General features: G+C 47.6%; 16 protein-coding genes and 1 pseudogene. 2 read left to right on the forward strand and 15 right to left on the reverse strand.

The genetic code is table 11. The features are described from left to right. The 9 genes from C1I60_RS23475 to C1I60_RS23515 all read right to left on the reverse strand — a co-directional run. Positions 1-1,316, reverse strand: a 1,316-nt coding sequence (locus C1I60_RS23475) for an alginate lyase family protein (RefSeq protein WP_252361867.1), incomplete at its 3' end; no start/stop codon positions are given. Continuing rightward, positions 1,313-1,648, reverse strand: coding sequence for a cupin domain-containing protein (locus C1I60_RS23480; RefSeq protein ID WP_137063922.1), 336 nt, complete (start codon positions 1,646-1,648; stop codon positions 1,313-1,315). The genes C1I60_RS23480 and C1I60_RS23475, both read right to left, overlap by 4 nt. Positions 1,649-1,718: 70 nt before the next feature. Beyond that, a complete protein-coding gene (locus C1I60_RS23485) occupies positions 1,719-3,110 on the reverse strand; it encodes an ABC transporter substrate-binding protein (RefSeq protein WP_137063923.1) in 1,392 nt (463 codons plus the stop codon). 136 nt (positions 3,111-3,246) lie between these two features. Next, positions 3,247-4,854: a helix-turn-helix domain-containing protein gene (locus C1I60_RS23490; RefSeq protein ID WP_137063924.1), complete on the reverse strand. Its 1,608-nt coding sequence runs from the start codon at positions 4,852-4,854 to the stop codon at positions 3,247-3,249. A gap of 9 nt (positions 4,855-4,863) precedes the next feature. After that, positions 4,864-6,618: a sensor histidine kinase gene (locus C1I60_RS23495; RefSeq protein ID WP_137063925.1), complete on the reverse strand. Its 1,755-nt coding sequence runs from the start codon at positions 6,616-6,618 to the stop codon at positions 4,864-4,866. Positions 6,619-6,665: 47 nt separating this feature from the next. Continuing rightward, a complete protein-coding gene (locus C1I60_RS23500) occupies positions 6,666-7,535 on the reverse strand; it encodes a carbohydrate ABC transporter permease (RefSeq protein ID WP_137063926.1) in 870 nt (289 codons plus the stop codon). A 22-nt stretch (positions 7,536-7,557) separates the two neighbouring features. After that, the gene (locus C1I60_RS23505; RefSeq protein ID WP_137063927.1) at positions 7,558-8,448 is read right to left on the reverse strand and encodes a carbohydrate ABC transporter permease; all 891 of its coding nucleotides are present in this window, start codon (positions 8,446-8,448) and stop codon (positions 7,558-7,560) included. A 295-nt stretch (positions 8,449-8,743) separates the two neighbouring features. Then, positions 8,744-9,325, reverse strand: a complete 582-nt coding sequence (locus tag C1I60_RS23510) for an NAD(P)H-dependent oxidoreductase (protein ID WP_137063928.1) — start codon at positions 9,323-9,325, stop codon at positions 8,744-8,746. 75 nt (positions 9,326-9,400) lie between these two features. Continuing rightward, positions 9,401-9,985, reverse strand: coding sequence for a TetR/AcrR family transcriptional regulator (locus C1I60_RS23515; protein WP_137063929.1), 585 nt, complete (start codon positions 9,983-9,985; stop codon positions 9,401-9,403). Between the two features lie 194 nt (positions 9,986-10,179). Between C1I60_RS23515 and C1I60_RS23520 the strand changes: the two genes are divergently transcribed. Next, positions 10,180-10,593, forward strand: a complete 414-nt coding sequence (locus C1I60_RS23520) for a DUF4183 domain-containing protein (RefSeq protein WP_137064058.1) — start codon at positions 10,180-10,182, stop codon at positions 10,591-10,593. A gap of 82 nt (positions 10,594-10,675) precedes the next feature. Here C1I60_RS23520 and C1I60_RS23525 read toward each other — a convergent pair. After that, positions 10,676-10,921: pseudogene (locus C1I60_RS23525) on the reverse strand (cyclase family protein); the annotation flags it as partial. A gap of 619 nt (positions 10,922-11,540) precedes the next feature. Between C1I60_RS23525 and C1I60_RS23530 the strand changes: the two are divergent. Further along, the gene (locus C1I60_RS23530) at positions 11,541-12,824 is read left to right on the forward strand and encodes a pectate lyase family protein (protein WP_137063930.1); all 1,284 of its coding nucleotides are present in this window, start codon (positions 11,541-11,543) and stop codon (positions 12,822-12,824) included. A gap of 147 nt (positions 12,825-12,971) precedes the next feature. On the opposite strand, the gene C1I60_RS23535 is transcribed toward C1I60_RS23530, so the two are convergent. The 5 genes from C1I60_RS23535 to C1I60_RS26040 form a co-directional block, all read right to left on the reverse strand. Continuing rightward, positions 12,972-14,039: an ABC transporter ATP-binding protein gene (locus tag C1I60_RS23535; RefSeq protein ID WP_137063931.1), complete on the reverse strand. Its 1,068-nt coding sequence runs from the start codon at positions 14,037-14,039 to the stop codon at positions 12,972-12,974. Between the two features lie 215 nt (positions 14,040-14,254). Beyond that, the gene (locus C1I60_RS23540) at positions 14,255-15,634 is read right to left on the reverse strand and encodes a sensor histidine kinase (protein WP_137063932.1); all 1,380 of its coding nucleotides are present in this window, start codon (positions 15,632-15,634) and stop codon (positions 14,255-14,257) included. Between the two features lie 2 nt (positions 15,635-15,636). Continuing rightward, a complete protein-coding gene (locus C1I60_RS23545; protein WP_137063933.1) occupies positions 15,637-16,347 on the reverse strand; it encodes a response regulator transcription factor in 711 nt (236 codons plus the stop codon). A 169-nt stretch (positions 16,348-16,516) separates the two neighbouring features. Further along, positions 16,517-17,050 carry a hypothetical protein gene (locus tag C1I60_RS23550; protein ID WP_137063934.1) on the reverse strand — a complete coding sequence of 178 codons (534 nt, stop codon included), beginning with the start codon at positions 17,048-17,050 and terminating at the stop codon, positions 16,517-16,519. 147 nt (positions 17,051-17,197) lie between these two features. After that, positions 17,198-18,367: WIAG-tail domain (locus C1I60_RS26040; RefSeq protein WP_252361855.1), on the reverse strand; the 1,170-nt coding region annotated here is incomplete at its 5' end.

The raw sequence follows: 18,367 nt of genomic DNA on the forward strand, positions 1-18,367 counted from the left end.
CCCCATTGCTGCGTGGACACATACGGCGTCTGATCCTCACCGTCCACCGTGATCGTATTATGCGCCCGCGTGCTTTTGAAATAATGGCGCCACTCCCCTTCTTCGTAGGTGTATCGTCCGGTATCGGTGAAAAAAAGCTGCTGCTTCCACATCCATTCCAGATTCAGCGCATCGGCATGACCATGCGCACCGCCCATAGCGGCGGCATCAAAAAACAAATACTGTTGCTCATCCCGCATCACATAGTACCCGGTCTGTGGAAATGCCCGGCTCTCCGTTGAAGGCTTGTAAGCAGCCTGAAGCCGCATATAACGTTCGTATTTCTCCGCTCCCAGCAGCCACAGGCTTTCCGAACTATCCGCCCCCCGGCAGATCAGTTCGTCATCTTCGAGAATCGCGCCCAACAGCGTCAACCGCTGCCGCCCATCGCCAACCCAGTCGGAGTCGCCGACTCCGGTAGATTGTTGGTCTGGCCGGATAAGCGCCTCCGTGAATGCTGTCATTTTGCGAAGTTGCTCGCCGAACCATTCCGAGAAGGGATAACCGGACAGCCGGCCCAGTAAATAGGGGGTGCCGAACATTTCGATGCTGGCATTGTGATAATGGGTCGTAAGCTCAATCTGCACCCCTTCGGGGCCAACCTGATGCAGCAGGCAAAGCTCCAGCCGCTCGGACGCCAACTGCCGCCAATACGGCGCACGCGGATGCCAATGATAGAATGTGGCGATCATGAACAGACCTTGCATATGCATAATGGCATGATTAATTTCGGTACTGCCCAGATACCGGGTGAGGAACTCCGCATGTTCTTCCAGCCCCTGTAAAAATTCGGCGTGAAACGATTCCGTCAGTAGTGGGCTGTCCTCCATATATTTGTAGGCAGATATCCAGGACTGCACGCGCAAGCCGGTTTCCAGCAGCCGCCAAGGACCAAGCTTCTGGAAGAAAACGGCTTCTTCATAGGACGAATCGACTGGAACCGGGTTCTGCTTCCGCCAACCGCGATAATGGTTGATAAACGCAGAGACGTACTGCGTATTGCCATTCATCAGGTATGCTTTGCCCAAATCCGTCATATGCCAATGCCGATTCATTCCCCAGGTGAACTCCGGGTCCTTGGAGGGATTATACAGCCAGTCCACCGGATCACCCATTAGAATCCAGCGGCTCAAGTCATGGGTGTAAGGCACGATAAATTCATTGACCACGGCATGATCGGCAATAGCAATCGACGCTTCGGCTTCGCCGGGAAAATGACGGGCATAATATGCCGCAGTCCTGCGCAATTCAAGCTGCGACAGGTAATAGTCGTTCATTGCTGATCCTCAAGGAAATCTTCGCGGAACGGATTGAACACATCCAGAATGACGGAGTCTTCCAGCGCCTTCACGCCATGCAGAACGTTATAACCCGCGTAGAAGCTATCTCCTGCCTTGAGAATGCGCGTCTCGTCGCCGACCCGAACCTCGAAGCTTCCTTTTACAATATAGCTGACCTGCTCATGCTTATCGTGAGAATGGATTACTCCGACTCCACCCTTACGAAAGGTGACCTCCACCATCATCAGTGTTCCACCCATACCGAGGATTTTGCGGGAGCTGCTGTCGTCAATGACATGCGTTTTTGCTTCCCCATTTTCAATAATCATGCTTTCCTACCCCTTTCAGATAAAATACGCGGCCGAACCGCTTGGGGATCGGCCGCGGGACAGCCACAGGTTATTCTTCTGTGGACAATTTGCCCTGTAGCTTGGCAGCATCAAAATTGGGATCAGCGACAATATTGGTAGTGCCGGATGCTCTTAATTTTTCCAGAGATGTGTTATACCTGGTATCCAAATCCTTAATTATAGCGTCCACATCACCGCCGGTGAATACAAATACGTTAAAGGCTTCTGCCCATTTCATTCCCTCCAGAGAGCTCTCTGTAATTATACTTGGATTAGCTGGATAAATGGCGTCAACCCGTTTGGGTAGGAATCCTTCAATGCCCGGAATACTCGGCTTCTTGCCTGAGCTCAACACGGCCGGGATTAAGGAGATTCCATAGCCCTTTTCATAGTATTCACTTTGCAATTCCTTGCTGTACACGTACTCCATAAACTTCCATGCTGCTTCCTTATGGGCAGAATCGGCGCTGATACCGATGTAGGAACCGCCGATAATTTGCGATGCCCCTTTAATGGTTCCGTCAATAGACGGCACAGGAACCGCCCCCCAGTTTTCAGTGGTCGGGAACTGGTCCTTGTACACTCCAGGTTCAGCCGAGTGGTTAATATACATTCCGATTTTACCTTGGGCAAATTGAGCGCGCAGCGGATCGATATCCAGATTCTCCACTCCCGGCAGCATACTGCCGTCTTCTTTCATTTGCCGCAGCGCCAAAGCGATCTCCTTGTACATGCTAAAATCAAACTGGCCTGTTTTGTAATTGTAACCGTCGATGCCTGTGTTGTTGCTTACGCCTGCAATCGTATTCGCTGCTCGCCAAAAGCCGTTTCCGCTCTTGAACGGGCTGGCAAAGCCGTAAATACCTTCGCTTTTGCCAACCTCTGTAATCTTTTTGGCCGCAACCACCATGTCGGCCAGTGTTTTGGGAGGAGTAGCGATGCCTGCTTTCTTAAAGATATCTTTATTATAAATCAGTCTCCAGATTTGCCCGGTGTTGGGCAAGGTAAATATCTTGCCGTCGATGGTGTTCTTATTCTCGATCAGACTGTCTTTGAAGGTCGCCTTCATCTCGTCGCTCATATAGGAGTTGATCGGGGCCAGATAGCCTTTCTTGTAATAGGTCTGGAAATCGTTGACTTGCAGTACGTCCGGAGCCTGCTTGCTGGCAAACGAGATGTCTACCGCCTGCGGATAATTGTCACCCATAACGTTCATTTCTACTTCAATATTATCTCGATTCGTCTGGTTAAACTTGTCAACCTTTGCTTTCATGAAATCGGCATCATGGCGGTCAGGCGTCCAGTAAATGATTTTGGTTTTCGCTCCCGTAGTTCCTTTGGAATCGGCCGGAGCGTCATTATTGCCGCTGTCCGATGAACAGCCGCCCAGACTCAAGGCCAGGACTGCGCTCAATGTTAGGATAATCCACTTCTTAACCATCGTTATGCCCCCTTTTGTTTTTCCAGACAACCTCTGCGGTTACCCGTTAACGTAATCATAGTGGTTCCGTTTTCACGGGAGTGAGGGACATTTTAACTTTGTATGGGGGAAAAAATGATTGTCCCCGGCTTCCTCTTCATTTCAAATACATCTGCCTGAAACTAGTGGGCGTCATGCCGCAATACTTTTTAAACAGGCCACTGAAATACGGACGATCCTCATATCCGAGCATCAGTGAAATTTCCTGCACCTGCACCCCTGCAATCAGCAGTTCCTTCGCTCTTTCCATTCTCATCTTGGTAATATATTGAATCAGGGTCATGCCCGTCTCCTTCTTGAAGGCGTTTGCAAAATAACTTGGGCTTAAATGAACCGCCCGGGCGCAATTGTGAAGCGTTAAATTCTCCTGGAGATGCAGGCGGATGTATTCCCTGGCCCGATGGATCGCTTGCGTAACATCCCTGAGCCGCTTTTTCTCCACAAATTCACAGCCCTTACTGCTGAAATGATTGATATAGCTCTTCCAGCCGCCGAAGGTCAACGAACGGTTCTCCTCCAGCGCTGTTAAGTCAGCCTCCAACTGGATGCGTTCTTCCTCGGTGATCTCATCACAAAATGCCCGGTACATGGCGAAAGCGAGCCCTGACAATAAGCGGATCATAGCCAGTGGCTCCGGAAATTTGTGGGACAATGTCCATTGATGGAAAATGTCGTCAATCATGAGGTGACAGCTCGTTTTATTTCCGCATCTCAGCGCATACAGCAATTCCTTTTCCTTCTCCACAGGGTAGTCTGGAGCTGCAAAATCCTCCTGCGCCAGTTCCGTATACCGGAATACACAATTGCCCTCGCTGTAAAAACGGTAAGCCAGCGCTTTGGCGGCATGCACAAACGCTGTATGGATTTCTTTCGGTCCCCGGGCCATCGTGCCCAGGCCAATCGAAACGGTTTTTTTGCTGAATTTCTCCACATTCTCCCGGCAAAGTTCCAGCAGCTCTGAAGTTCCCATCTCATCTGGCGGATTAAAGATGGCTGCCAGCCGCTGCTTGCTCTCATGCAGCACAACACCCCGGGTATGGCAATTCAGCGTCTCGTCCAAAATATTTTTGATCGCGAAGGGAATGATTTCGTTGTCGTCAAGATGCAGGGTGTAGCCATATTCCGTATAGCAGTCCATCTCGATGGCCATGACCATTAGTGTACCAGCATCCAGATTAATATTGAGATCGCTCCAACGGCTATCGCTTAGGCGTCCACCTGTTTCCTGCCGAAGCAGACTGGTTAAATAATCCTGGCGGAGCTGTAAATGGCTGGCGTCCATTTTTTGCTCCAACTGCTTGAGCTGCTCCGACTTGGTCCGTTCAGATTCGATCACCTTTTTCACTTTCAAGACTGCTTCTAGAATTTCCGGCGAGGTGAACGGTTTTAGCAAATAATCAGAAGCGCCAAGCTTAATCGCTTCGTGAGCATAGCTAAAATCGGAATAACCGCTAATAAAAATAAACTTGGCACGTAAACGTTGGTCATAAGCGCGCCTCATCAGCTCTAAACCGTTAAGCTTCGGCATCCGGATATCACTGATGACGATATCTGGATCCTTCTCCAGCAGAAGAGTCCAACCACGCTCGCCATCACCTGCGGTACCCACAACCTCAATATGGTGATCCGACCATGGAATGGTCGCAGAGATTCCTTTTACAACGGCTTGAATATCATCCATAACACACATCGTCAAATGATCCATACTGACCTCCTACATGAACGGGATTGTGATGGTAACGGTCGTCTCGATGTCTGGAATACTCCTGAACGTAATGGATGCCGACTCTCCGTAATGCAGGCTGAGCCTGCTGCGAAGGTTGGAGAGCGCATAACCCTTGCGGCCCGCATCATGCTCGTACACAGCCTTTTCCATCTGCCCGGCATCCATTCCGCAGCCGTTGTCAGTCACTTGTAGCAGCAGGAACTCGCCTTGGCGGTACACTTTGATGAAGATATTGCCAAGAGCGGCCTTGTCTCGAAACCCATGCAGGATGGAGTTCTCCACCAGTGGCTGAAGTAGTATTTTCAGCATTGGAATGGAAAGATATGATAGATTTTCAACATGAATCGAATACGTAAATAGGTCCTCATAACATTTTTGCTGCAATTGCAAATACTGTTCGACATGTTTAATTTCCTGTTTCAAGGTAGTGATATCGTTCCCGTTGTTCAGTCCTAGCCGGAACAACAGCGACAAGGAGACAATCATCTCACTGACATCTTTTTTCTCACCGCTCTCACTTTTCCAAAAAATAGTATTCAACGTGTTATACAAAAAATGAGGGTCAACCTGCGCCTGAAGCGCCTTAACCTCAGATTTACGCTTGTCCTGCTCCGAAGTCCGCACCTCCTGAATTAGCAACTGAATCTGATCCAGCATCCGGTTAAATGTATGACCAACAGTGCTCACCTCATCCTCATATCTGCTGTTAAACCGCACATTCAGATCATTGTATTCCACCTCGGCCATCAAGCTTTGCAGTTTATGAAGCGGTTTCAATAAAGCGGAGGCCAACAGATTGGACAAGATAAGCGCGAGCACAATGCAGAACAGCATAATCAAAATGATCAGCCAGCGGATCTTCTTCAGCGGATACAGCAGGTCGGCCTTGGACTGGATGCTGACCATCACCCAATCCTCATTCATGGACAGTGTGTTGTAATTGACCAACAATTCCTCTCCCTTGGCATTCGTATAATGGAAATCCCCTTCTCCTCCCCTGCTGAAATGGTCGATAAACTCCCCTTCTGTATTAAAATCATACTGCCGGGCTTCGGGCTGGATCACCATCGTTCCATCCTTTTGTAGCAAAAAAAGCTGAACCTGATTGTTCATCAGATCCTGCTCCAGAATGGCCCGCATAGCTTGCTCTCTCATGTTTACAACCATGTATACATTCGGAATATAATGATTGTCCAGCACAGTCGGTTTTAGCAGCAACGATAGCACATTACCTTTCCATTGAAACAGCTCATTGCGATGGGCTCCCAGCCACAAGGTATTCCAGCCTGTCTGCTTCGTATAGGCTCCATATTCCTCTGAAAAGTGCTTCGTCCGGTCGGGAAAATCTTTGGTGGAGAAGAAATCACCTATTGGCGTGTTCAGATAAGCCGTATCAATCAAGGGTTCCACCAGCTTCAACTGGGCAAGCGAAGTCTGTAGCAGGGACAGATTCTGATAATAGTTGACGGCGTTATTGTTACGCACATCCTTCATCACCTGATTGAACGTTTCATTCAGCATAAAGGAATAAGACGAAACTACAATATGCCTGAGATGTTCATCCATCACCTGCACCGATTTATTCAAAATCCCCTGCTTAAGCTGCAAGGCATTGCGCTCGATGCTTCGAGCGGCAAAGAGATAGGAGCAGATACCCGTCACGCTGATGCACAATATGGCCAGGAAAATAAATAGCAGTTGAATTCTTTTCTTCAAAGAAAGCTTGTAGAAATTGAAACTCATTGGCACCACTCCTTGAAGCCCATTGTATCAATAGAACCCAAGTTACTCTACCCCTTGACAGCACCGGCGGTAACTTGCATAAACGATTTACTGGCGAACACATAGACCACCAGAAGCGGCAGAATGGATAGACAGGCGCCAGCCATCATCAGTTGAACCTCCGCGGCGGCTCCGATACCGTACCGAAGATTAGCCAATCCTACTGGGAGCGTCTGCAATTCCGGATTACTCATCGTGAACACCAGTGGCAAAATATACTCATTCCATGAGCCCTGGAAGGCTGAGAGCCCTGCAACGGCAAGCGCAGGCCGCAGCAACGGGAGCACAATCCGCCAATACACCGAATAAAAGTTGCAGCCGTCAATCATCGCTGCCTCGTCAAGATCCTTGGGAATACCTCTGAAGAATCCTATCAGCATGAAATAACAGGTGGCATGTGCGCTGACCAGTATAATGATGATGCCCCACAGCGTCTTGTTCAGACCAAGCATGACCATCAAGTCAAATTGCGGACGCAGCACCACAGCCCCGATAGAGATAAACAGAGTAGATGCCATGAGCAGGGAGTATGCCTTTTTGCCGATAAAATGTACCCGGCTCACTGCATAGGCGGACATGGACGCGACCAGCAGAATACCGATTGTCGTAGCAACGCTTACAAAAATACTGTTCAGGGTAAAGCGGGAGAAATGGGCGTTTTCCCAGGCCTGGACATAGTTGGAAAAGTGCCAGCTTTGTGGCCAGATGGTTGCACTGCTCGTCAGCTCCTGATTCGTCTTGAACGAGCCGAGTACCACGATGACAATCGGGAATATCGCTAGAATGGCCGTCGTGAGCAGGAACACCCAGAGCACTGTCTTGCCAGTCCAGCGTGCCAGCTTCGGGGATAAGGTATGGTTGGTATGAGTATGATTCATTCTGTTTTCCTCCTGCCTGCTTCTAGTAAATATCATTCAGCTTCTTGGAAATACGGAAGTAAATGAACGTAACTCCCCCTACAAGCAACGCGGTAGTGAAACCGACCGCACTACCGTAACCCAATTGCTGGAGTGACTGGCTTTCAGCCGACACCGGAAACAGCAGCTTGAACAGATACAGATACATTACCTCTGTTTTTCCGTAAGGGCCACCTTCGGTCAGCACCATGATGCTCTCATAGCCCTTGAGAGAGATGGTAATAGCCAGCATGATGATCATCTGCATAACAGGTCCCAGCATCGGAATCGTCACATACCTAAGCTTCTGGAACTCATTAGCGCCATCAAGCGAAGCCGCTTCGTAAAGGTCGTTGGGAATGCCTTGAAGACCAGCGAGGAACAGTAGCATGTAGTTGCCCACAGCGCCCCAGATGGCGATGATAATGGTGGTCAGCATGGCTTGATCGGCACCAAGCCAGTTAATCGGGGCAGAGACAAGGTGATACTTGAGCAACAGTTGGTTCAAAATTCCGTTGTAGGAGTTGAAGATAATAAAAAAGACGATGGCCATCACCGAGGCGCTGAAAATCGTGGGCACATAATAAATCGCCCGCAGCAAGGAACGCCCTTTTAACTTACGATTCAAAATAATAGCCAAAACCAGAGACATTGGAATGGTGATGAGCAGCTTGCCGAGAGCGTAAATCCCGGTATTTCCGACGGAGGACCAGAATTGATGGTCGCGCAGAACTCGTGCAAAATTATCGAGGCCAATAAAAACTGGCGTCCCGAAGCCCTGATAATCATAGAACATATAGCGAAGTGCCCAAAGCAGAGGATAAATGCCAAACACAAGGGTCAGAAACAAGCTCGGGAATACAAACACATAGGCGTGTACTTTTTTCAGTTTCATCGAATACCCCCCTAGAATCTTTAATCTGATTATAGAGGGAACGAAAAACAGGACGGGATAGGGAATTCAACTATTCAAAGGGGAGAATGTTACTTTCGCCGGATCATTTCCCAGATGTAGCCCTGTCGGACGTACCAAAAACAGCCCCTCTTTAACTTCAAAGAGAGGCTGTTAGGCTACACCCTATTCAATTAACCAATCTACTCCGATGCAGCTCTCAGCTTTTGATGATCCTGTCCCCACTGATTCATTAAATCCAGCAATGGAATCAGGCTGATCCCGGCATCATGAAAACCTAGCTCATGCTCCTTCCTAGCTGCTCGACCTTGCTCAACCCATCGTTGCGCTGCTGATCTGATAATTTATTCATGAGATCAATGGTAGTAGAACGCACCGGTTTGACACCGCATAAATGCAGCGTGGAATCCTTCATCATCCGATGCACAGGCTGTCCCTGGAAAAATCGGTAATACCAGCCCGGTCCGTCCATCGTAGTAATGAGGCGAGCCGTTCTGCCTTTTAGGAGCTTGTCAGGCATCGACTTCCCTTTTTGATACTTAAACGCAAACCCCGGCATAAAAGTACGATCAATGAAACCCTTCATTAATGCAGGCAAGCTCCCCCACCAGATCGGAAAAACGAAAACCAGGTGCTCTGCCCATTTAATGGATTCCTGAGCCATGATCAAATCCGGCTCCAGCGGCAATTTATTGCGATAACCACCGAGTAAATTAGGATTAAAGTCCAACGCAGACAACTGCAATAAACGCACCTCTGCCCCCGCAGCTTCCGCTCCTTTTACATAAGATTGAGCCAGCGCTTCTCCATAACTGCCAGCGACCGGATTTCCTTGAATAACCAATATCTTTTTAGACATTCGAGCCACTTCCTACTCTCATATTTTATTTTTTAGTTAGAAAACACTAACTTTATATTTAAAAAGAAAAGGTCACTACTGACCTTGACTTAATAAAGCGGTTAAACGTTCCTTGACTTCCGTTGCAAACGGAATAAGCTGCTGGGGCAATTCACCCTCCAGACTGGACACGGACAAGCGTGTAATGGCCCCAATAATGAGCACACCAGATAGCTGGGCATCCTGCTTGGGCAGTTCTCCATGTTGAATCCCCTGCTCAATAAATTCGACTAATGCATCCAGTGGCTGCCGGACATTCGAGCTTTGGCTTGCTTCTACATACAGCTCATGATGCTGTGATAATAGAAGCAGACCATACTGATCTTCATCGTGCATCACAAGCACCTCGTCCACCAGTTGATGAAAACGGCTAATAAAGCTCCCGCTCTGCTTGCGATAGAAGTCAATCAACGTAGTGTAGCTGTTGCAATACTGCCCGAATACTTCCAAGGCCATCGCATCTTTGCTCTTAAAATGCTTATAAATCGCGGCATCCGTCACACCGGCAGCCTCCCCGATTTCTTTGACAGAAATGCCGTCGATGCCTTTGGTTGCAAATAAGCGCATAGCTGCTTGCATAATATCCTTCTTCTTGCTATCTACATGTGTTTTCTTGTTCATAAACATATAGTAAGTGATAACTAACTAAATTGCAAATGATATTTATGTAAGGCGGAAAAGGAAAATGGGGCTTCCTTCATTACACCCTATTATTAGTAAAAAGGTTCATATGCCGTTTCAAAAAGAGGTTCAAAATCATTTGCTGATTATGAACCTGCAAATGGTTCACATCAAACAGAAAGAAGTTGAAAATCATGCCAATAGTAAAACCTGTTATAACAGCGGTTTCTACAGCTCCAGTCGCAAGCGGTGGTGTCATAACAACTACTATCGCTCCAAGCACGACCCGTTTCTTCGCCGCGGTTACAGCTGGGGATATCGGAGCAACAGTAACAACTATTCTTGCAGGAGAATTCACAGATGACTCTGGAGCTCCGATCGTTGCTTTTCCGGCAGTAACGGCTGCTGAAACTCTTAATGTGTATATTAACGGCGTACTTCAGCAAAGTTCCTTATCCACTCTAACAACTGCAAGTCTGGTTCTTAACACAACCGACATATCAGTAGGTGTTCCAGTTACCGTCGAAATAGCAAGTTTCAGCTCTACCACATCCACTATCACAACTCAACCTACTATCTCTGCTCCTACCGTCACTATTACTACTTGAGGATAGCTATACACTCCCCTTATTAACTCAAAAAGGCCGAACACAGATATTCATATCTGCGTCGGCCCTTCCTTGTTTATGATTAAGGCAAAATAGCAAAGGAACGCACCGGAAATCCGGGGGAATCCTGAATGCTCGGTACGATATTATAAATAACAGCACCCGTCGCGGGCAGCTTATCCAAATTCGTCAACACCTCAACCTGATAACGATCTTGTTCCAATATGTAGTATTCCCCTACCAGCTTGCCGGCTTTGCGATAAGCCACAGAGGAATCGGTATCCAGAGTTTCATATCCGATGGCAGTAACATTCCGTTCTTCGGCTATATTACAAGCATTGTACCTGAGGATTTTGCAAAAATCTACTCTGCCCACCCACACATAATTAAATACATATTACTGGTTATTGGCAAAATGAATTTTGTCCGATGGGGTAGATGAGGAAGCTGCCGAGGCGGTCATAGCGGGGACGAGTTATATTGAAAACGTTAACATTTTCAGCTAATCCATGCTCTCCTCCATTGGCCTAGTGTAAGACCTATTGCTAGTGTTGTGGTTACCATGCTTAATTTGAAATAATTACTAATTTGGATTATAGTGTGGAGCTTGTTGATTTCCCAATAATATTCCATGGAAAATGAGAATTCCGAATACGGTAATTAATGATTTTCGAGTAAAAAATACAAAAACAATTCCATATATTCATATATACAATTTCCATTCCATGTGATTGTTAACGTTTTCATTAGTCTAATTACAATATTAATGAAAAAAAGTAGGGGTATGTTGTATTATATAAAATTTTCGACAAATATTTTAGTATGTAACTTTTATTATATTAACAAATACTGGAACACGAAGTATGATAGAAAAGTAGAAACCACAGGAGCACCCGGGACTCCCTTCGTTCGTCTACTCCAATAACCCAATATACGGAGGTAACTTTATGAAAAAGAGATTTTCACTCGGCATTGCAGCAGCTCTGCTGTTCACTACCCTTGCTCCTCTTGGCACACCCGCTCATGCGGCAAGCGATATTGGTAAGGAGGTGCTCGGCAGCAAGAACGGATGGGCAGCCTTTTCCACAGGCACAACAGGCGGATCTGCAGCCACAGCTTCCAATATTTTCACCGTAACCAATCGCAAACAACTTGTGGATGCTTTGGGTAAAAGCAGTAATACAACTCCTAAAATCATTTATGTCAAAGGCAAGATCAATGCCAACGTGGATGACAATAACAAGCCGTTGGGATTAAACGATTACAAGGACCCTAAATATGATTTCGACGCATACCTCAAAGCGTATGACCCGTCCACCTGGGGTAAAAAAGTCCCTTCCGGTACATTGGAAGACGCGCGTAAAGCTTCACAGAAAAATCAGGCCAGTCGTGTCGTCATTGATATTCCGTCCAATACAACGATTGTTGGTCTGGGTAGCGATGCCGTCATTAACGGAGCAAACTTCCAACTGAAAAAAGGGACAGACAACGTCATTATCCGTAATATTGAGTTTCAGGATGCCTACGATTATTTCCCTCAGTGGGACCCAACGGACGGTAGTACAGGCAACTGGAATTCGGAATATGACACCATTACAGTTAATGGCGCCACACATGTATGGGTAGACCACAATACCTTCAATGATGGAACTCGTCCCGATAGCCAAAACGGCACCTTTTACGGTCAAGAATACCAGCATCATGATGGACTTCTCGATGTGATTAACCAAGGCGATCTGGTTACTGTTTCTTACAATCACTTTTACGATCATGATAAAACATCAATTATTGGCAACAGCGACAGCAAAACAGCAGATGAAGGGGCTTTACGTGTAACCCTGCATCACAATTATTATGAAAACACGGTACAACGCACCCCACGCGTGCGGTATGGCCAAGTCCATCTGTACAACAATTACTATACAGGTGATGTAAAACGCTCCGAATATCCTTCGCTGTATATTTGGGGCGCAGGTAAATCCTCCAAAATTTTTGCTGAAAACAATGTCATCGACGTTGCAGGTTTGTCCGCAGCTAAAATCGCAACTGTCTTTGGAGGCACCGCCCTGTCCGACACAGGCACTCTCCTGAATGGACAAGCCGTAAATGCAGGCTCCAGCGCGGGCCTTAGCTCCTCTGTAGGCTGGAAACCATCGCTGAACGATAAGATTTCTCCATCCGCCAGCGTGAAGGCAGAAGTCACTTCCCAAGCCGGTTCCGGCAAGCTGTAAAAAAACTGCCCCGCCAGCTCCAATAGCCCCAGGCTCTCACACCCTGGGGCTTCACACCAAAAAGGCTGTTCCCACCGTAGATTCCTCCACGGAGAGAACAGCCCTTCTTTTATTTTAACTCGGTTTATTTACAAACTATATTACACATTAACCGCCGTATTGTTCTACCAAAACCGGCTTTTCAAATGCATTATCCAGCTTGCGAAGCTTGGCTTTTACCGCTTCTGGCGGCTCAACCGCAGGCGCATCCGGATGCAGTAACCATGATTTCACAAAATGTGTGTCGGATAATTGAAAGAGCGGAGGCTCTTTCTCAAAGTCAATCTTCATCGCATAAGCACTGCGGGCTGCAAAAGCATCCCCTACAGGCGGATGAAGCAAATCAGGAGGGGTACCCGGAATCGCTGCCAGCTTCTGACCGTGGCTGTCCAAGCTTGGCATGGAAGCGAGAAGTCCCCATGTATATGGATGTTTCGGGTTATAGAAAACTTCATTAACTGTACCCGTTTCTACAATTTGTCCGGCATACATAACCGCAACCCGATCCGCCATTTTCGCTACAACACCGAGGTCATGGGTAATAAAGATAATGGAAGTGTCGATCTTCTTCTGAAGATCCTTCATCAATTCCAAAATTTGAGCTTGAATCGTTACATCCAGTGCAGTCGTCGGTTCATCGGCAATCAGGAGCTTGGGATTGGCGGCCAATGCCATCGCGATAACGACACGTTGACGCATACCACCACTGAACTCATGCGGATATTGGTTAAATCGTTGCTCTGGATGTGGAATACCTACCAGATTAAGCAGCTCAATACCACGTTTGTGAGCAGCGTCCTTGGATATTTTTTCATGCTTGAAAAGCACTTCCGTGATCTGCTTGCCGACTTTCATCGTCGGATTAAGCGAGGTCATCGGGTCCTGAGAAATCAGTCCGATTTCCTTACCACGAATTTTCTGCATCTGCTTTTCCGTTTTATGAATCAGCTCTTGTCCGTCAAAAATAATTTGACCCTTCTGATAAATACCGGGAGGGGTCGGAATCAGCTTCATTACAGCCTGTGAGGTTACACTTTTGCCTGAGCCGGATTCGCCCACGATCGCCAGCGTCTCTCCTTTATTAACATGAAAGTTTACGCCACGAATGGCCTGCACTAGTCCCTGGCGGGTCTTGAAAGATATCGTTAAGTCCTTCACTTCCAAAAGGCGGTTCATCTCATCACTCTTTCATTCATTATTAACCACTATTATTGACCACTATCTAAAAAAACGACGTTCAAGAGTCAAGGTATATACGATTAATTTTACTCAGTTTAGTACCCGCCAGTCAAGCTATATCTGCAATAATACCTAAAACCTATCATATTATGTTATATATACGGGATGTTTATCCAAAAAAACAATCATTTTTAACCATTTTTTGCACTCATTTATAACATGCGTTGTATATAACTGAACCGCGCTCCACCCAATGGCGAGCGTGTGCAGATCAGTTCTCCGTTCAGCCGGGAGGCAATTTGGCGGCAAATAGCTAATCCCAGACCTGTAACACCGTTTGAGCCGGTATAGAATCGTCCAAACACCTCCGCCGCCTCTTCTTCAGTTAAACCTTCTCCGTCGTCATCCACATGGATTACCCATACGACCTCCGGTGTCGTTCCCGCCTCCAAATGGATGACAACCTCCGTAGAGGTATGTCGAACCGCATTTTGCAACAAATTCAGCATTATACGGAATAATTGCTCGGCCGGAACAGCCACATGCAGGCCCTCCCCCTCCACGCGAAGCGAGATCGAGCGTTCGGCAGCCACCGGCATCAACAAATGGACAGCGTCCTCTGCCATGCTTCTAAGATCAATCAGAGAGACAGGCCATTCCTCATTCAACGCCTCCAGCCTCGATAGCTGAAGCAGTTTTTCCACCATATCAATTAATCGTTGGGACTGCACTTTAATGATACTAAGCCCCTCATCCTGGGGCACCACCTGATCCTGAATGGCGTAAACGTATCCTTGAATGGACATTAACGGTGTCTTTAGCTCGTGAGACACATTTTGCAAAAATTCAATTTGACCGTTGTGATGCTGTTGTATACGGGTGGACATGGAGTGAAAGGTACCGATCAGCTCGCCAATCTCGCTTTTGTCTGCTTGCGGAAAATCACTATCCTGTGGTTGATTCGGCTCGTAGTTGCCTACAGCCTCCTTCAATCTCTTGAGAGGGCGTACCAGTCGTGAAACGACCATCAGCCCAATGACGAGAATCACCAAAAAGCTTGCCACGATCGACAGTATGGTGGTTTTCATTAATGGGACATACAGCGCTCTTAAAGAAGACAAAGGCGAGTATACAAAAATACGAAAAGGTTGTCCTGGCAATTCTTCATTTGTAAACAGTATCTTTTTACCCTGAAGCACAGCAACGCCTTCATGTACAGCAGCCAGATCATGGGCAGACGGATGAACGGATGCAAAAAAACCCTGGCGGATTAAAAGCATACGCTCGATCTTCTTGCCATCCATTCCAGAGATGCTGGAGTCGATGATGCGGTTATCCGTGCTTAAAATAAAATAATCGGCAGACAAAAGCACACCTTTGATAACATAGTTCAATTCAGCTTTATCCAGTCGGTCAAAGCCTCCGTCGCTCATAATATGGACGGCTTTGCGTGCCTGTTCATGAAGCTTGGATTTAGCCTGATTTACAAGAAGATCGTCGATAAGTCTGATGAACAAAATCACCGTAATACAGACGGTAATGAGCATTGCGACGGATAGAGACAGCAGTATTTTAGCTCTCATCGTTCGCATGGCTATTGCTCCTGAACCGTTGCTTTATATCCGAAGCCCCAAACGGTATTAATAACGAGTGTAGAGTGGTATTCCGCCAGCTTTTTACGAATCCGTTTGACCAGATCGTCCACGACCCTCACATCACCTATAAAATCATAGCTCCATACCTGCTGAATCAAATGCTCCCTGCCAAAAGGTCTTTCCAAATGATTCGAAAGAAACAGCAGCAGATCAAATTCACGTGAGGTCAAATTCAGCTCTTGTCCATCCACCGTGACCTTACGAAAATCTGAAAAAATACACAGGTTGCCCGCACGGCATACTTCTGCGCTTCCTGCGGGTCTCTTATCATCCGATGCAGACATTCCGACCTTGCTCAATCGCAGCATCGCTTTGACCCTCCCAACCAACTCCCGTGGATTAAAGGGCTTGGTTAGAAAATCACTGCAGCCCAGCTCCAGCCCGTGAATACGATCACTTTCTTCACCTCGCGCGGAGATCATAATAATCGGCATTTCCGTAAATTCCCGCAATTGAGTCAACAGGGATAGCCCATCAATTCCGGGCATCATGATATCGAGAACGAGACAATCCGGATGATCGGTACGAATATGCTCTACCAGGGTCTTGCCGCTGGAGAAGGAGGTTACCTCGTAGGATTCTTTTTTTAAATACTCCGATATTAATTGCAAAATGAACACGTCGTCATCCACCACTACTATTTTTGTCATGACCATAACCCCTTGCCGTTGTTCTGGATGTTTGCATCCTCTCTATAAGCTTAACAGAAGCCTGGCGAAATAGACAAAAGACGGGTATACCGTTCCCGGTCCCGTCTTTTCTTATCATGAATCGCTGCTGTATATGCCAGGCGAGCTGAAAACTAACTACGTTTCAACCTTATTTCTTGGTTGTTACTGTTTTTGCCGCTGCTTTCGGAGCTGTTTTCACTGCTGTTTTTGGAGCTGTTTTTACTACAGCTTTTGCTGGAGCTTTGTGGGCTACTTTTTTAGCTACAACATGACGTGCAGCGGTTTTGTGGGCAGTTGCTTTTGTTTTTACAGCATGATGCTTTTTCACATGATGTTTAACGGTACGATGCTTCGCTTTTACTGCTTTTGCTTTGTGGGCTACTTTTTTGGAAACTGCTTTTTTGGCAGAAGCTTTCTTTGCTTTAGCAGGAGCTTTCTTTGCTTTAGTTGTTGCTTTATGAACTGTTGCAGATTTTTTAACAGGTGCTTTCACCACAGGTGTTTTTGTCACAGGTGCTTTTACAGCAGGTGCTTTAGTAGCCGGGGTTGCGACCGCCGATGCTTTCATTGCTGGTGCAGTTGATGTGGCTGGAGTTGCTGTAGCGGCGAATGCACTGCTTGCTCCTCCCAATACGCTTACTACGGTCAATACGGCTGCTACATTTTTAGTCCATTTTTTCATGATTGTATCACCTCTCCTTTAAAGTATCTTTAGCTTATCAGGAGAATTCGGGATAATTGTGGAGCAAATATGTGAAAAGTATATGAAAAAGCGTGCAGCTCTGTATCTTGAAAACACACGAGCTACACGCTATAACAATCGCCTTCACTAACCGATGGCAATCCAGGAAACAATGCCGTAATTATGCGAGGTTTCGTTCCACTTGGTTACGACGATCACAGCTCCATCCGGCGTTTGCGATTTCAGCGTCGCATGAAAGAGAGGATGGTTCGTCATCGCTACCAGCGTATAGTCTGGATTCATAAAAGGCTCTGCGAATACAATGGTAACCTCCGTCTCTCCTTCACTGCCCTTCAAAAGAAACGGCGCTCTGCCAAACTGTTGCAATGCCGACTGATTGGCACAGGTACGGACCGGGTTGATGCTCAAATGCTCCGGCTTCACGGCATTCAGCTCCAGCTCACGTGAGCCTATGGAGCCTTCCACCAGATGATGCCCTTCGACACTTTGCTCCGCCAAGTGATGGCTTTGTACCGCAGCGACCTGTAAATGCTCTGGTCCCACAGCTTCGGGGCTCAGTATCTCACTATCGACAGCCTGTGCTTTCAGATGACTGCGGGATACACTCTCCGCCTGGAGTCTGTCGCCACTGATGCCTTCCTCTGGCAAAAGCCCCGAGAGGTGAATATCTGTGGATAGCTGAGCCAGTGTCACCGCCCCTGGCTTCAGGTGGGACGTATCAATAACTTCCTCCCCAATGTGTTGGCCTTCAATGGACTCCTCAGCCATATGCCAGGACTGTACCGCTCCATTCGCGATCTTGCTGGACGTAACGGATCCTTCCTGCAAGGCATCCTCCGACACCGCCTGCCAGCCTACATGCTGTTGCTGGATGGCCCCTGCTTGCAGATGCTCCGACTGGACGGAATCCAGTCCGATATGCTTTGACTGAACCGCGCCCTCTGCCAGCGCAGATTCTTGTACCGCCCCATCAGCCAGATGTAGGGGGTGTACCGCTTGTTCCGTCAGATGTACGGAGCTTACGCTGGCTTCTGCCAGATTCGAAGCACGCACCGCCCGAAGTGCAAGCTTCTCTGCGGTCACGCACCCCGCCTGGAGCGCGTGAACGGACACACTCCCCGGCGCGATATGCCGGGTCAGCACTGCCGAAGCCTGCAAATGGGCAGAGGTGACAGCTTCAGGGGCCAAATGGTCCGAATGGATGACTTCCTCTGCCAGATGGTTTCCTTGCACCGCTTCGTCCGTAATGTGCCACGGCTGGACCGAGTGAGCGGACAGCTTGGCGGACGTCACGCT

Origin of the sequence: Paenibacillus terrae, from assembly GCF_005217525.1 — a bacterium.
Taxonomy (GTDB): Bacteria; Bacillota; Bacilli; order Paenibacillales; family Paenibacillaceae; genus Paenibacillus; species Paenibacillus terrae_C.

Bases quoted from the DNA above. Each gene is read 5' to 3' on its own strand.
- C1I60_RS23480 (WP_137063922.1), bottom strand. From the start codon at position 1,648: ATGATTATTGAAAATGGGGAAGCAAAAACGCATGTCATTGACGACAGC.
- C1I60_RS23485 (WP_137063923.1), bottom strand. From the start codon at position 3,110: ATGGTTAAGAAGTGGATTATCCTAACATTGAGCGCAGTCCTGGCCTTG.
- C1I60_RS23490 (WP_137063924.1), bottom strand. From the start codon at position 4,854: ATGGATCATTTGACGATGTGTGTTATGGATGATATTCAAGCCGTTGTA.
- C1I60_RS23495 (WP_137063925.1), bottom strand. From the start codon at position 6,618: ATGAGTTTCAATTTCTACAAGCTTTCTTTGAAGAAAAGAATTCAACTG.
- C1I60_RS23500 (WP_137063926.1), bottom strand. From the start codon at position 7,535: ATGAATCATACTCATACCAACCATACCTTATCCCCGAAGCTGGCACGC.
- C1I60_RS23505 (WP_137063927.1), bottom strand. From the start codon at position 8,448: ATGAAACTGAAAAAAGTACACGCCTATGTGTTTGTATTCCCGAGCTTG.
- C1I60_RS23510 (WP_137063928.1), bottom strand. From the start codon at position 9,325: ATGTCTAAAAAGATATTGGTTATTCAAGGAAATCCGGTCGCTGGCAGT.
- C1I60_RS23515 (WP_137063929.1), bottom strand. From the start codon at position 9,985: ATGAACAAGAAAACACATGTAGATAGCAAGAAGAAGGATATTATGCAA.
- C1I60_RS23520 (WP_137064058.1), top strand. From the start codon at position 10,180: ATGCCAATAGTAAAACCTGTTATAACAGCGGTTTCTACAGCTCCAGTC.
- C1I60_RS23530 (WP_137063930.1), top strand. From the start codon at position 11,541: ATGAAAAAGAGATTTTCACTCGGCATTGCAGCAGCTCTGCTGTTCACT.
- C1I60_RS23535 (WP_137063931.1), bottom strand. From the start codon at position 14,039: ATGAACCGCCTTTTGGAAGTGAAGGACTTAACGATATCTTTCAAGACC.
- C1I60_RS23540 (WP_137063932.1), bottom strand. From the start codon at position 15,634: ATGCGAACGATGAGAGCTAAAATACTGCTGTCTCTATCCGTCGCAATG.
- C1I60_RS23545 (WP_137063933.1), bottom strand. From the start codon at position 16,347: ATGACAAAAATAGTAGTGGTGGATGACGACGTGTTCATTTTGCAATTA.
- C1I60_RS23550 (WP_137063934.1), bottom strand. From the start codon at position 17,050: ATGAAAAAATGGACTAAAAATGTAGCAGCCGTATTGACCGTAGTAAGC.